At 67.3% G+C, this 13,500-nt stretch carries 13 protein-coding genes; 4 read left to right on the top strand and 9 right to left on the bottom strand.

Features of this window, described 5'->3' with window-relative positions; all coding sequences use genetic code 11:
• Positions 1-88: 88 nt before the first annotated feature.
• Complete coding sequence (locus IY716_RS09495; protein ID WP_218221277.1) at positions 89-2,206, bottom strand: TRAP transporter permease; 2,118 nt, start codon at positions 2,204-2,206, stop codon at positions 89-91.
• Complete coding sequence (locus IY716_RS09490; protein ID WP_218221276.1) at positions 2,203-3,210, bottom strand: TAXI family TRAP transporter solute-binding subunit; 1,008 nt, start codon at positions 3,208-3,210, stop codon at positions 2,203-2,205. The genes IY716_RS09495 and IY716_RS09490 overlap by 4 nt, the downstream gene beginning before the upstream one ends.
• Before the next feature lie 227 nt (positions 3,211-3,437).
• On the opposite strand from IY716_RS09490, the gene IY716_RS09485 reads away from it, so the two are divergent.
• Positions 3,438-4,400, top strand: coding sequence for a DUF4031 domain-containing protein (locus IY716_RS09485; protein WP_218221275.1), 963 nt, complete (start codon positions 3,438-3,440; stop codon positions 4,398-4,400).
• Here the strand turns inward: IY716_RS09485 and IY716_RS09480 are convergent.
• Genes IY716_RS09480 through IY716_RS09460 form a run of 5 tightly spaced genes read right to left on the bottom strand, consistent with a single transcriptional unit; the run spans position 4,387 to position 8,312 of the window.
• On the bottom strand, positions 4,387-4,692 hold the full coding sequence (locus IY716_RS09480) for a thiamine-binding protein (RefSeq protein WP_218221274.1): 306 nt from the start codon (positions 4,690-4,692) through the stop codon (positions 4,387-4,389). The two genes, IY716_RS09485 and IY716_RS09480, sit on opposite strands and share 14 nt — an antisense overlap.
• Positions 4,693-4,702: 10 nt before the next feature.
• Entirely contained in the window at positions 4,703-5,296 is a 594-nt protein-coding gene (locus IY716_RS09475) for a type II secretion system F family protein (protein ID WP_218221273.1), read from the bottom strand.
• Positions 5,289-6,038 (bottom strand): hypothetical protein, encoded by a 750-nt coding sequence (locus tag IY716_RS09470; RefSeq protein ID WP_218221272.1) that lies wholly within the window; start codon positions 6,036-6,038, stop codon positions 5,289-5,291. Before IY716_RS09470 ends, IY716_RS09475 begins: the two co-directional genes overlap by 8 nt.
• Complete coding sequence (locus IY716_RS09465) at positions 6,035-7,186, bottom strand: TadA family conjugal transfer-associated ATPase (protein WP_218221271.1); 1,152 nt, start codon at positions 7,184-7,186, stop codon at positions 6,035-6,037. The genes IY716_RS09470 and IY716_RS09465 overlap by 4 nt, the downstream gene beginning before the upstream one ends.
• Positions 7,179-8,312, bottom strand: coding sequence for a hypothetical protein (locus tag IY716_RS09460; protein ID WP_218221270.1), 1,134 nt, complete (start codon positions 8,310-8,312; stop codon positions 7,179-7,181). Before IY716_RS09460 ends, IY716_RS09465 begins: the two co-directional genes overlap by 8 nt.
• Before the next feature lie 115 nt (positions 8,313-8,427).
• Here IY716_RS09460 and IY716_RS09455 point away from each other — a divergent pair, with 115 nt between their 5' ends.
• Positions 8,428-9,162, top strand: a complete 735-nt coding sequence (locus IY716_RS09455; protein ID WP_218221269.1) for a PIG-L deacetylase family protein — start codon at positions 8,428-8,430, stop codon at positions 9,160-9,162.
• 79 nt (positions 9,163-9,241) lie between these two features.
• On the opposite strand, the gene IY716_RS09450 is transcribed toward IY716_RS09455, so the two are convergent.
• Entirely contained in the window at positions 9,242-9,976 is a 735-nt protein-coding gene (locus tag IY716_RS09450; protein WP_218221268.1) for a CoA pyrophosphatase, read from the bottom strand.
• Positions 9,969-10,760 carry an endonuclease III gene (nth, locus tag IY716_RS09445; RefSeq protein WP_369699656.1) on the bottom strand — a complete coding sequence of 264 codons (792 nt, stop codon included), beginning with the start codon at positions 10,758-10,760 and terminating at the stop codon, positions 9,969-9,971. The genes IY716_RS09450 and nth overlap by 8 nt, the downstream gene beginning before the upstream one ends.
• A gap of 108 nt (positions 10,761-10,868) precedes the next feature.
• On the opposite strand from nth, the gene acs reads away from it, so the two are divergent.
• Positions 10,869-12,878: an acetate--CoA ligase gene (gene acs / locus IY716_RS09440; protein WP_218221266.1), complete on the top strand. Its 2,010-nt coding sequence runs from the start codon at positions 10,869-10,871 to the stop codon at positions 12,876-12,878.
• A gap of 151 nt (positions 12,879-13,029) precedes the next feature.
• Entirely contained in the window at positions 13,030-13,482 is a 453-nt protein-coding gene (gene aroQ / locus IY716_RS09435; RefSeq protein ID WP_218221265.1) for a type II 3-dehydroquinate dehydratase, read from the top strand.
• Positions 13,483-13,500: the final 18 nt, after the last annotated feature.

The raw sequence follows: 13,500 nt of genomic DNA, 5'->3' as shown, positions 1-13,500 counted from the left end.
GGGAGAAAGGCTGAGGGCCCGACCGGATACCGGTCGGGCCCTCAGCCTTTCTCGCTGGATCAGCGCTGCCCCGGGGCAGCCGAGCCGATCAGGTTCCGCGAGGCGCGGCGTCCGCGCTCACGGTGCTGGTTCGTGACTCGGCGGGCGCGTCGTCGTCGGAGTCCTCGTCCTCAGGCTCCGGAGCTCCTCGACCACGGCGGGCGAACTGCAGGACTACGCCGATTGCCAGGGCGACCATGCCGACCACCGAGATCATCAGATCCGGGTAGATCAGCAGCAGACCGCCCGCGACCAGCAGCGCGCGCTCGATGATCGTGGCCCGGAGGAACAGGAATCCCGCCAGCCCGGAGGCGAGCGCGATCATTCCCACGATCACGGTCAGCAGCGACACGGTGAGCTCATCCCAGCTGCCCTGCAGCAGAAGTGCCGGCTGCAGGATGAACACGTAGGGGATGAGGAAGCCGGCCAGCGCGATCTTCACGGCGGCCACACCTGCCCGCATCGGGTTCGCGTTCGCGATGCCGGCGCCGGCGTAGGCCGCGAGACAGACCGGCGGGGTGATGTCCGCCAGGATGCCGAAGAAGAACACGAACATATGGGCCGCGATCAGCGGGACCTCGAAGTTGTTGTACAAGATCGGTGCCGCCACTGAGGCGGTGACCACGTAGTTCGCGGTGGTCGGCAGGCCCATGCCCAGGATGATGCAGGCGATCATCACGAAGAAGAGCACCAGCAGGAAGTTGCCTCCTGCGATCGCGACGAGGCCTCGGCCGAGCTGGCCGCCCAGGCCGGTGGCCGTGACGGTGCCCGCGACGATTCCGGCGGTGGCGCAGGCAGCGATCACCGGCAGCGCGGTCCGCGCCGCGGCGACGAAGAGCTCCATGAAGCCACGCAGGTTGAGCCTGGTCGAAGAGCGGAAGAAGCTCAGCACGATCGCCGTTCCGATGCCCAGCAGCGCCGCCCGGGTCGGGGTCAGGCCGGAGAGCAGCGTGCCCACGATGACCACCAGGGGCAGCAGCAGATCGATCCGCGTGATCAGCCCGCGGACGCTGGGCAGCTCCTCCACGGGCATTCCCTTGATGTGCTGGCGCTTCGCTTCGAAGTGCACCGAGAGGAAGGCGCCGAGGAAGTAGAGCAGCGAGGGGATGATCGCGATGACGATCAGCTCGTTGTACTCCACGTTGGGCACGTTCTGCGCCATGATGAACGCCGCAGCGCCCATGATCGGCGGCATCAGCTGCCCGCCGGTGGAGGCGGTGGCCTCCGTGGCGGCGGCGAAGTGCGGCTTGAAGCCGGCTTTCTTCATGATCGGAATCGTGAAGGAGCCCGATGCCACGGTGTTCGCCACGGAGGACCCGGAGACCATGCCCTGGAGTCCTGAAGCGGCGACTGCGGCCTTGGCCGGTCCGCCGGTGTACTTGCCGGCCGCGCGGAAGGCCAGGTCGTTGAAGAACTGGCCGATGTTCGTGCGCAGCAGCACCACGGCGAAGAGCAGGAACAGGAAGATGAAGTCCGCAGAGACCTGCAGCGGGGTGCCGAAGATCGATCGCGTGGAGAGGAAGGTCTCCGTGGCGAAGGCATCCCAGGACCGGCCGCGGTGCGGGAAGATCGGGCTCAGGTTGCCGAAGATGCCGTAGGCGATGGCCACGCTCGCGATGATGACGATGGGCAGACCCACGCAGCGGCGGGTCGCCTCGAGCACCAGCAGCGTGCCGGCGACGGCGACGGCGTAGTCCATGTTGCTGAAGCCGAGGATCTGCACCGCGTTGCCCACGAGGTAGTCGTAGCGGAAGACGATGTAGAGATTGCAGGCGATGCCTGCGACGGCGAGCAGCACGTCGTACCAGGGGATGCCTCGTCCGCGCCCCAGGAGCAGGTCCTTCCAGAGGACTCCGCTGGGCTTGGCGTTGAGCAGTCGCTTGCTCGCCGGGTAGAGCATGAACACCAGCGAGGTGGCGCCCGCGAGGTGAATGGCGCCGTGGATCCAGCCGGTGAATGGCCGCTCCAGCGCGTAGTAGAGGTGGTAGAGCGTGAAGGCCACGGAGATCCCGCCCACGATCCATGTCCAGAAGCCCAGGTCCGTGCGGAATCGACTGGAGGTGTCGTGCTGCCGGAGAATCTCGGCGGCTCTCTCCTCGGCGCCGACCCCCGGCTCCTGCTGATCAGCAGGAGCCGGGGAACGCTTTTCAGCAGTGCTGCGTGTCACGGCAGGTCAATGCCCTGCTCTTCAAAGTAACGCTCCGCACCGGGGTGCAGCGGCACATCGCCGATGCCGGTGAGCGCGTTCTCCTCAGTGATGTTCTCGCCGACCTCGAGCGTGATGTCGCCGGCGTTCTCGAAGGTCGCCGCGGTGATCTCGTAGGCGAGGTCCTCGCTGACCTGGGTGGTGGAAGCGACCAGGGCCGCGAACACCGAGACCGTGGTGACGTCCTCATCGAGGAAATCATAGGCATCGGCGGAGATGTCATAGGACTCGGCGCCGGACTCTTCGGAGATCGCGTCGGTCATGTCATCTTCGATGCCCAGGAGCCGGACGTCGGTGGAGGCTGCCAGCTGGGTCAGACCGGCCACCGGGGTGCCCACCACGAAGATGGAGGCGTCGATCTGGCTGTCGGCGAGCATATCCGTGGAGGATCCGAAGTCGGCGACCTCAGCGGTGTAGTCGCCCTCTTCGATGCCGTGGGCAGCGAGGATCGCGTCGGAGATCGCGCGGGTGCCCGAGCCGGCGTCACCGACGGCGATGGTCTGACCCTCGAGGTCTTCGATGGACTCGATGCCGGAGTCTTCGCGGACGATGATGTGCGCGGCCTCCGGGTAGAGGTTCGAGATCCAGCCGAAGTTGTCCAGCTGCACATCTTCAAGGTCCGGGATCTCACCGGCGACGCCGCTTGCGGCGGTGTCATTCTGAGTCAGGCCCAGCTGCATCTCTTCCTGATAGATGCCACCCAGGTTGTCTGCGGAGCCGCCGGTCTCGATGGCGGTGACGCTGACGTCCTCAATGTTGTCCTCATAGATGGCGGCCAGCTCATCGCCCAGCGGGAAGTAGGTGCCGGCGGTGCTGCCGGTGCCGAAGGTCAGTTCGTTCGTGTAGCTGTCTTCATCTCCGGTGGCAGCCTCACCCTCGGCTGTCTCTTCGTCTCCTCCGCCGCAGGCGGACAGAGTCAGGGCGGCGGCAGCTGTGACCGCAATGGCGGTGCGACGCATTCTCATGGGTCTTCTCCTCATTCAAAAGGTGTCGTGGTGCGTGGAGTGATTCATGCGATGGGCAAAAGTCGGCTTCGATACACGGTGCGATGTGTATTCCGACACTTTACCGTGGTGTGTGCCACTTTAGGGGGTTCGAGGCCCTCTCCTAGACTGACTGATGCAGATGAGCGGGGTGTTTCAGGTTTTCCGCCCAATGGAATGGGACGAAATGCAGAGGATGAAAAACGTAGATGACCATCTATATCGACCCGCCCAGTTGGCCCGCCCACGGGACGGTCTTCTCACACCTGATCTCGGACACTTCCCTGCAGGAGCTGCATGACCTCGCCGCGACGGCAGGGATCAGCATTCGCGCCTTCGACCAGGACCACTACGACGTCCCGGCACACCGATACGAAGATCTGGTCTCCCGCGGCGCCGTCCCCGTCTCAGGCCGTGAGCTGACCCGGGTCCTGCTGCGCTGCGGATTGCGCATCCCGGCCGCACACCGCCCGGAGAAGCTGCGGCCCAATCTCTCCCGCGCCTGGTCCCGCCTGGGTCACACCCTTCAGGCCGCTGAGGCACTAACCGACGACGACGCCGCCCGCTCTCCGGCCGCGGATTTCAATCGGCTTTGGGGACTGCTGGGGGAGGAGCTGCTGGACCGGTGGTCCGAACCGCACCGCAGCTACCACGCGATGACGCATCTTGCGGCCGTGCTGCGCGGGGTGGGCACGCTCGACCGTGCCGGGGAGCTGCCGCACGCCCAGCGCCCTGTCGTGTCTCTCGCCGCATGGTTCCACGACGCCGTCTACTCCGGTGCCGCGGGGGCAGATGAAGAGGAATCCGCTCTGCTCGCCGAGACGCGGTTGGGACCCCTGCTGGGTGCCGCGGCGGTGAGCGAGGCGGCACGACTGGTCCGGGTCACCGAGACCCATGACCCTCTTCCTGATGACCGCAACGGGGCGGTGCTGGTGGACGCAGACCTACAGATCCTGGCGCAAGACCCGGCCCGGTACGCCCAATACACGGCGGCGGTGCGCCAGGACTACCGGCACGTGGCAGAGACGGACTTCCGCCACGGCCGCGCGCAGGTGCTGCAACGGCTGCTGGAGCGTCCGACGCTGTTCCACACCGCTATGGGTCGAGCCCGGTGGGAGTCTCAAGCGCGAGCCAATCTGCATGCGGAGCTCGAGCTGCTTACTCGCGGTTGAGCTGTTCCTCAAGCCTGGTGACCTTCTCGGTGAGCTGATTGGTGAATCCTGGCCGGATATCTGCCTTGATCACCAGACTCACGCGTGAACTGACCGCGGTCACGGCCTCGGTCGCGCGTCGGATGACCTCGAAGACCTCATCCCACTCACCCTCGATGGTGGTGAACATGGATGTGGTCTCGTGCGGAAGCCCCGAGGCCCGCACGATGCGCACCGCCTCGGCGACGGCGGCACTGACGGACCCCTCGGGGGTGTCTGCGGTGGCAGGGGCGACGGAGAAGGCGACCAACATGAGGCTCAGGCTACGCCAGTTCCTGCATCAGGCCTAGGACCACCGGGATGACTCCGAGCAGGATGAAGGCAGGCAGAAAGCAGAGCCCCAGCGGCAGCACCATCTGGACTCCGAGCCTGGCCGCCTGCTCGTCGATGCGCTGCCGGCGTCGCGCCCGCTCCTGGACCGCTGTGAGTTCAAGAAGCTCCGCCGTGGGGGCACCGGTGGTGTAGGCAAAAGCCAGATTCTCACCGAAGCGCCTCAGCGCGGAGTCCTGGTCCACGCACTGCCACGCGTCCTCCCATTCCTGACCCAGCGTCAGTGCCCGATAGACGCGATCCAGCGGCTCCGCTCCCGGCACATCGTGGGCAACCCGCTGCAGCGCACCCTCGATACCCACTCCGGCGCGCAGCACAGCCGCGGTGAGATCCAACAAGGTCGCCGCATCCGGCGCAGGGGCGACTTCGACTCGCCGTCGGGAGAGGACGGCACGCACGCGGCGCAAGACCGCATGTTCTGGGCCCGGGGAACTGCCAGCTGATATCCGGGTCGGAACAGCGAAGAGCGCACCGAGGGTCAGCAGCAGCGCACACACCACGGGGGCTAATAGCGCGGGCTCAGACATGCTGACTCACTGAACGAATCAGCCGTGAACTCCAGCACCTGCCCAGCACCAGCATCGCCGTCCCCATCAGCAACGCGCCGGCTCCCCACGGTGTTCCCAGCAGCACCGTCAGCGGAGATGCGCCCATCAGCATCCCCATGCCCAGTCCGCCTGCCGGCAGAAGTGTGAGCAACAGCTGGGTCAGCCGCGGACCGGCGGCCGCCGTGCGAATCGCCGCGTGCAGCGCAGTCGCCTCATCCAATGCGCCTGCCGCTCGGCGACACAGCTCGGAGAGCGGCGCGCCCGTCGTCTGCGAGAGCGCGTGCAGGCTGATGAGAGCGACAAGCACCTCGCGCAGGACCTCAGTCTCCCGAAGGTCCTCCGGAGAGCTGGAGGTCTGCAGAGCGCGGCGCAGCCCGACGACTGCTCCCAGACCTGCCTGTTCCGCCGCAGACGCCTGCGCGCAGACTTCGGCCAGTGGATGCCCCGGCGTCCGCGAGCGCCAATGAGCGCTCAGGTCCGCCCAGGCCTGCGGCTGTGACCGTCCGGACTGTAACAGTGCGGCGTACTGTCGCAGCAGCTGTCCCGCCTCGCTGCGGAGACGCTCGGCGGTGTGCTGACGACCCGCTCTGCGGGACACCCGGCGGGCCACCGCCTCACGGAACCTTCCGGGCCATCGGACCGTGACTGTCCGCCGGTCGGGCCGAATGCCAAGCAGGACCGCGACGGCGAGCGCCAGTCCGGTCGCGGCGGAGATGGTCACGGCAGGCCGATCAGATCGGTGAGCTCGGTCCAGCCCGGCCCCGTCTCGGTGCGCCACTGGCCCCCCGCTGCCGGCTGAGTGAGGAGCGCCGGCGTCATAGACAGTGCGTGGTCGTCGAACGTGACCAGCGAGATCGCGGTCGGCAATCGGCGTCCCTGACGTCGTTCCACATGGATGACGGCATCCAGGGCGGCACTGGCTTGGAGCGCCACGGCCAGGGGTGAGAGGTCCGCCAGCGCTCCCATGGCGACCAGTCGCGCGGGGACCGAGTCCGGCGAGTTGGCGTGAACGGTGCCGACGGCCCCGCGGTGACCGGTGTTCATCGCGGTGAGGAAGTCGCGAAGCTCGCTGCCCCGGCACTCTCCGACGATGAGTCGGTCAGGTCGCATGCGCAGGGTCTCCCGGACGAGCTGACCCATGCCGAGCTTCCCGGCGCCTTCGACATTTCCCCGCCGCTGCTGCAGGTGGAGCACGTGTGGGTGGTCTGGCTGCAGCTCAGTGGTGTCCTCCACGATGATGATGCGCTCGTGGTGGGGACACTCGGCCAGCATCGAGGCGAGCAGGCTCGTCTTTCCCGAGCCTGTGGCACCTGAGATGAGCACGTTGAGCCGCGCCTCCACCATGCCTCGGATGATCGGCAGCCAGATGTCTGAGCCGGACCATTGCTGCGCGAGCTGCTCCAGGGTTCCCGCCATGCCCCGGGCGACTCGTACCGAGATCATGGTGCCCTCCACCGCTACGGGCGGGATCACGGCGTGGATGCGGCAGTTGCCGATACGCCCGTCGGCGCAGGGCTGACCCTCATCAAGCCGCCCTCCCGCGAGTGCGATGAGCCGTCTCGCGAGTCCGCGTACCTGCTCCTCGGAGGCGAACTGGACCGTGGTCCGCTGCAATCCGCTGGCCCCATCGGTCCACACCTGCCCGCGCCCATCGACCAGCACGTCGGTGATGTCTGGTTCGTCCACCAACGTCTGCAGCGGACCGAGTCCCACCAGTTCGTCACGCAGCATCCGGATGAGCTCCCCGGTGGTCGCGGAGCCGAGCGCCCATCCCGAGGCCCTGACCGCCTCCGCGATCCGTGCCGCCGTCACCGGTTCGGCGGAGGAGGTCAGCTTCTCGCGCAGCTCGTCGAGCTTCGCATCACTCATGCAGCACCTGCGTTCCAGCAGCTCCTTCAACTCCCACGACTCCCCCGGCTCCCCCAGCATCGCTGTCGAGGGACTCCAGGAGCGTGCCGATATAGGCCGCGCCGCGGCGGGAACGCAGGAGCTCATAGGCGCTGCCGAGCTCGGCTTCTCGGCGCATCCAACGCTGCTCGGGCACATCGCCTGCCAGCGGGATGCCTGTGGTGCCGGCGACCTCGTTCGGGCTCCACCCCGCGTGGCTCAGCCCGTTGACCAGCAGTGCGAGCGGCAGCTCCGGGTAGCAACGGCTCACCTGCCGCGCTGCCCGGGCACCGGCGGCGCTGCAGGATGTCACCAGGAGGAGGTGATCGAGATGCTCCAGCACAGTCAGGCACGCCTCGTAGTCTCGGGAGACGTCGAGGATCACCCAGTCGAAGGCACGCCGAGCCGCGTGCACCACGGGTGGGAGCATGCGCCGTCGCACCTCGGCCCCGGGGGCGCCGCTGATCACGTGTATACCCTCCGTGACTGGCAGCGCGGCACTCAGCTGCGCCGCGGAGATCTCTCCGTCCAGCGCTCCGAGCACCTCCCATCCGATCCTCTCGCTGTCGCCGAGACCTTCGTCCCGATGCTTTCCTGAACGGAGTCCCTCCACCAGCGACGCGATGCCGGCCCCGGGTGAGGGGTCCGCATCGACGAGCACTGCCGAGGCGCCGCGGACGACCAGCTCCGCGGCCAGAAGATAGGCGATCGTGCTGACACCGGCTCCGCCGAGCGCTCCGGCCACTGCGACCACGCGCCCCGGACTGCGGTCGAGCACCGCCTCACTGAGGTGTCGCGCCAACCAAGACTCACCGGCAGGCAGCGGAACCGGCCGCAGCCCCGGATGCTCGGCTGCAGTTCTCCAGAGCTCATGTTCCGCGCTGGGATCGCCCTCGGTGCGAGTGACCAGCAGTGACTGGCGTGCCAGCCGCTGCTGGGGTGGAGGGTGATCCGGTCCACACATCAGCACCGCCCACTGCTGCGGCTCGACGCCGTGCCAGCTCTCACGCGAATCGAGCCCCGCCCCCACCGTTGCCGCGATCAGGGCCACATCATCACGCAGCTGCGCATCTCCGCTGATCAGCAGCACCCGAGCTTCTGTTTCCATAGAATCAGCCTGCCGCCCGCTCGCTGGCTCAGGTGGTCTGCCGGTCCCTCGGTGGAGAACCCCGAGGCACCCCGATCCCTGGGAGGAGCTGGGGAAAACTGCCTAGACTGATCCGATGAGCACTGAATCACCGGACCTTCCGTTCTACGAGGATTCACAGCTGCGCCGAGTGCTGTGCGTGGTCGCCCATCCTGACGACATGGAGTACGGCGGATCTGCCGCCGTCGCGCGCTGGACGGCGCTGGGGGTCGAGGTGTCCTATCTGCTGCTCACCGCCGGAGAAGCCGGAATGCGCAGCCAGGATCCCGAGGATGCCGCGGAGATCCGGGCGGCGGAGCAGCGGCGAGCCTGCGAGCTGGTCGGTGTCGAGGATCTGGTGATCCTTGATCTGCCGGACGGGGTGCTCGAGCCCTCGCTGGACGCGCGTCGGCAGATCGCTCGACGCATCCGGCAGGTCCGGCCCGACGTGGTGATGACACAGACCTGGGATCTTCAGGTGGGGTGGGGGCTGAATCACGCAGATCATCGCGCTGCCGGGCTGGCGACCCTCGATGCGGTCCGCGATGCCGATAACCCGTGGGTCCTCCGCGAGCTGCTGGAGCAGGAGCGGCTGGAGCCGTGGGGAGCACGCGAGCTGCTTGTCTTCGGCGCGGCTGCCACGCACCTGGTCGATATCAGCGGAGAGCCGCTGCGGCGAGGGATGGCCTCACTCGAGGCACATGAGCAGTACTTCGCCGAACTGGGCGGCGCCGCAGGCACGCGGGAGATGCTGGAATCGATGGCCGCACGTCAGGCCGAGTCGATTCAGGGGGTCGACCACGCCCTGGGCGTGGCCGTGCACTCGATGTAGCGCGAGGGCCCAGACCCGGGGCCTCAGAGCCCTTGCCTTAGAGCCCTGGAATCAGAGCCCTGGAATCAGAGCCCTGGAATCAGAGCCCTGGAAGATGGTCCCGCGGGTCCACGTTCAGGCTGGTGTCCCAAGGCTCTTCCCAGCCGAGCCGGTTGAGCATCCGATCCACCAGGATCGCGGTGAAGCCCCAGATCAGGGTGCCCTCGACCAGGAACGCCGGGGCGCGGAGGACGGCGCCTGGGCGGCTCAGCACCGTGGTGCGGCGATTCTCCGGCAGGATCAGCTGATCCACCGGCACCTCGAGCACTCGTTCCACCTCCCCGCTCTGCGGCGTGAGCGTCCCGGTGGTCCTCGCGATCCCCACCACCGGGGTCACCATGAATCCGCTGACCGGCACCGGCGCCGGGGGGAGCGCGCCGAGCACGCGGACCCGCGCCGGATCCAGTCCCACCTCTTCCTTCGCCTCGCGCAGCGCGGCCGCTGTGGGGTCGAGGTCGAAATCCTCCTGCGCTCCGCCGGGGAAGGCGATCTGACCAGGGTGTTTCTTCAGCCCCGGGGACCTCTCGGTGAGCAGGAGGTGCGCGGCGTCGTCGTGATCGCGGGCATGGAAGAGCATCAGCACGGCCGCCTGGCGAGCCTGCTCCATGCCTTCGGGGGTCTTCTTCGGCGGGCGGAGGCTCGGCTGCTGGTTCCACCATCCGCCGTGACCAGAGGCCTCGGGGTGCTCGGCGGTGTAGCGGACACCCTGCTGCACCAGGGATTCGAGAGGGGAAGTGATGGCAGAGCCAGCCAGGGAGAGCGGATCGTCACGCACTGAGCGGATACCCCTCTGCTCGAAGCTCTCGGCGGGTGTGTCCGGCCCGCATCTTGGCAAGCAGCTCCTCGCGTCCGGGCGCCATCTCGTAGCGCAGCAGACCGGCCGCCGCCTCCGGCTCGACCTCACCGATGCCGAAGGAAGGACACAGTGCCGCGATCGGGCAGGCTCCGCAGGCTGGTTTCTTCGCATGGCAGATGCGCCGACCGTGGAAGATCAGCCGCTGGGACAGCTGAGTCCAGTCCCTGCGCTCGAACAGCGCCGCCACATCCTGCTCGACCTTGACCGGATCCTGCTCCTGCGTCATGCCCAGGCGTCGGGCCAGTCGTCCGAAGTGGGTGTCCACGGTGAGCCCAGGCTGGCCGAAGGCGTCACCGAGCACCACGAACGCCGTCTTCCGGCCGACCCCCGGCAGCTGGACCAGCTCGTTCAGCGAGTTGGGCACCTGGCCCTCGTGATCGCGCACCAGTGCCGCAGCGAGCCCCAGCAGCGAGCGGGTCTTGGCGCGGTAGAAGCCGGTGGGCCGGATGACCTCGGCGAGCTCTTCCTCATCCGCGGCCGCCATGGCCTCGGCATCGGGCCAACGGTGGAAGAGCTCGGGAGTGATCGAGTTGACCCGGACATCGGTGGTCTGCGCCGAGAGCACCGTGGCGACGAGCAGCTCGAAGGGAGTCTCGAAGTCCAGCTCCGCCACCGCATAGGGGTAGACCTCCCCGAGCACACGGTTGATCCGTCGCACGCGGCGCTTCTTCCCCAACGCTGTCTGATCAGGCATCCGGACCATTCTACGGAGGCCCGTGAATGCCTTGTGCGGTGTGACCTGCACCTCAGACCTGAAGGGTGAAAACATGTATTGTGATCGGCAACACAGGAGTATCTAAGGAGGAACCGCATGACGCCCCAATCCGAGCCAGAGAACAAGCTGGATACGATGCAGAAATCGGGTCAGATCTTCCCTCCGAGCGAGGCCTTCGCCAAGGACGCCGTCGCCACTTCCGAACGCTACGACAAGGCCGCCGAGGACCGCCTCGGGTACTGGGCCGACCAGGCTCGCTCCGTGCTGAGCTGGGACAAAGACTTCACCGAGGTGCTCGACTGGTCCGAGGCTCCGGTGGCCAAATGGTTCGTGGGCGGCGAGGTGAACGCGGCCTACAACGCAGTGGACCGCCACGTCGAAGCCGGCCACGGCAGCCGCGTGGCCCTGCACTTCGAGGGCGAGCCCGGCGACTCCCGGAGCATCACCTATCAGGAGCTCGCCGACGACGTCGCGCGCGCCTCCAACGCCTTCGAGTCCCTCGGCCTCACCAAGGGCGACCGAGTGGCCATCTACATGCCCATGATCCCGGAGACGGTCGTCACCATGCTGGCCTGTGCCCGCATCGGCGCGATCCACTCGGTGGTCTTCGGCGGATTCTCCTCCGACGCGCTGCGCTCGCGCATCGATGATGCCGAGGCCAAGCTCGTGGTCACCGCCGACGGCTCCTACCGCCGCGGCAAGCCGTCCACGCTGAAGCCAGCCGTCGACGACGCGCTCGCCGAGCCCGGGCACACCGTGGAGCACGTAGTCGTGGTGAAGCGCAACGGCGAAGAGGTGGCCTTCAACAAGGACCTCGACGTCTGGTGGCATGACCTCGTGCCGGAGCAGTCCACCGAGCACGCCTATGTGGCCCACGACTCCGAGCACCCGCTGTTCATCCTCTACACCTCCGGCACCACCGGGAAGCCCAAGGGCATCCTGCACACCACCGGCGGATACCTGACGCAGACGGCAGTGACCCACCGCGACACCTTCGATCTGAAGCCGGAGACCGACGTCTACTGGTGCACCGCCGACGTCGGCTGGGTCACCGGGCACTCCTATATCGTCTATGGACCCATGGTCAACGGGTCCACCCAGGTCATCTATGAGGGAACCCCGGACACCCCGCACAAGGGTCGGCTCTGGGAGATCGTGCAGAAGTACGGGGTCACGCAGTTCTACACCGCGCCGACGCTGATCCGCACCTGCATGAAATGGGGCCGCGAGATCCCGGACCAGTACGACCTCTCCAGCCTGCGCGTGCTCGGCACGGTGGGCGAGGCGATCAACCCCGAGGCCTGGCTGTGGTTCCGCGAAGTCATCGGTGCGAACAACGGCGTCGGCAAGGCGCCCAAGGAAGACCCGGCGCCGATCGTGGACACCTGGTGGCAGACCGAGACCGGCGCGCATATGGTCTCGCCGCTTCCCGGCGTGACCGCCACGAAGCCAGGGTCAGCGCAGGCCGCGGTGCCCGGCATCTCCATCGGCATCGTGGACGAGATGGGCAAGCCGCTGGACAAGGGTGAAGCCGGGCTTCTCGTCATCAAGGAGCCGTGGCCCGCCATGCTGCGCGGCATCTGGAAGAACCCGGAGCGCTACCAGGAGACCTACTGGTCACGCTTCGGCGATGTCTACTTCGCCGGCGACGGTGCGCGCACCGATGAGGACGGCGATGTCTGGCTCATGGGACGCGTGGATGACGTCATGAACGTCTCCGGGCACCGGCTCTCCACCACGGAGATCGAGTCGGCGCTGGTCTCCCACGAGAAGGTGGCCGAGGCCGCCGTGGTCGGTGCGAAGGACGCCACCACCGGTGAGGCTGTCGTGGCCTTCGTGATCCTGCGCAATGAGGCCGAGGGCGGAAACAAGGAAGAGGTGGAGCAGGCGCTGCGTGCCCATGTGGGCAAGGAGATCGGCGCGATCGCCAAGCCGCGCAATGTGCTGGTGGTCCCCGAGCTGCCGAAGACCCGCTCCGGGAAGATCATGCGCCGTCTGCTCAAGGATGTCGCCGAAGGGCGCGAGGCGGGAGACGCCTCCACGCTGGCGGACCCGTCGGTGATGCAGCAGATCGCCGAGGACATGCGCGCCAAGCACGGCGCCTGACCCGGCGAAACCCCGACCACCCCACCCCACCCGACCCGATCGTTGAGGGGCGGATTTTACGGCTGGTTTGCCCCTTGAGAGGGGTGAAATACCCGGAGAATCCGCCCCTCAACGTGTGTGGGGAGGTTGAGGGGCCCGGTAGTGTGTGAGCATGTCGAACAAGACCGGACGTCTGCTGATCGTCAACGGACCCAACCTGAACATGCTGGGGACTCGCGAGCCAGGAATCTACGGGTCGTCGACGCTCGGCGATGTCGAGGACCTCTGCCGCCGGGCGGCCAGCGAAGCCGGATACGAGGTCGAGCTGGTCCAGTCCAACCACGAGGGCACGATCATCGATGCGATCCAGTCCGCGAAGGACAGCGCCGACGGCATCATCATCAACCCTGCGGCCTATACCCACACCTCCGTCGCCATCGCCGACGCTCTGCGCGCGGTGGCGCTGCCCGTGGTCGAGGTGCACCTCTCCAATGTCCACGCCCGCGAAGAGTTTCGCCGTCACTCCTTCATCTCCCCCGCCGCCGTCGCGGTGATCGCCGGGGCAGGCCTCAACGGGTACCGCTACGCCGTGGACCATCTGGCCTCGCTGCTGCGCGAGGACTGAGTCGACCAGCCGCTGTTT

This window comes from Nesterenkonia sp. Act20 (assembly GCF_019173455.1).
GTDB lineage: Bacteria > Actinomycetota > Actinomycetes > Actinomycetales > Micrococcaceae > Nesterenkonia.
Note: the sequence above shows the minus strand (reverse complement) of the source record. Positions and strands in the feature narration are given on the sequence as shown.

Excerpts from the sequence above, each read along its gene's own strand:
- IY716_RS09485 (WP_218221275.1), top strand. The coding sequence starts at position 3,438 with ATGACCATCTATATCGACCCGCCCAGTTGGCCCGCCCACGGGACGGTC.
- aroQ (WP_218221265.1), top strand. The coding sequence starts at position 13,030 with ATGTCGAACAAGACCGGACGTCTGCTGATCGTCAACGGACCCAACCTG.
- IY716_RS09465 (WP_218221271.1), bottom strand. The coding sequence starts at position 7,186 with ATGAGTGATGCGAAGCTCGACGAGCTGCGCGAGAAGCTGACCTCCTCC.
- IY716_RS09455 (WP_218221269.1), top strand. The coding sequence starts at position 8,428 with ATGAGCACTGAATCACCGGACCTTCCGTTCTACGAGGATTCACAGCTG.
- IY716_RS09475 (WP_218221273.1), bottom strand. The coding sequence starts at position 5,296 with ATGTCTGAGCCCGCGCTATTAGCCCCCGTGGTGTGTGCGCTGCTGCTG.
- IY716_RS09480 (WP_218221274.1), bottom strand. The coding sequence starts at position 4,692 with ATGTTGGTCGCCTTCTCCGTCGCCCCTGCCACCGCAGACACCCCCGAG.
- IY716_RS09490 (WP_218221276.1), bottom strand. The coding sequence starts at position 3,210 with ATGAGAATGCGTCGCACCGCCATTGCGGTCACAGCTGCCGCCGCCCTG.
- IY716_RS09460 (WP_218221270.1), bottom strand. The coding sequence starts at position 8,312 with ATGGAAACAGAAGCTCGGGTGCTGCTGATCAGCGGAGATGCGCAGCTG.
- acs (WP_218221266.1), top strand. The coding sequence starts at position 10,869 with ATGACGCCCCAATCCGAGCCAGAGAACAAGCTGGATACGATGCAGAAA.
- nth (WP_369699656.1), bottom strand. The coding sequence starts at position 10,760 with ATGGTCCGGATGCCTGATCAGACAGCGTTGGGGAAGAAGCGCCGCGTG.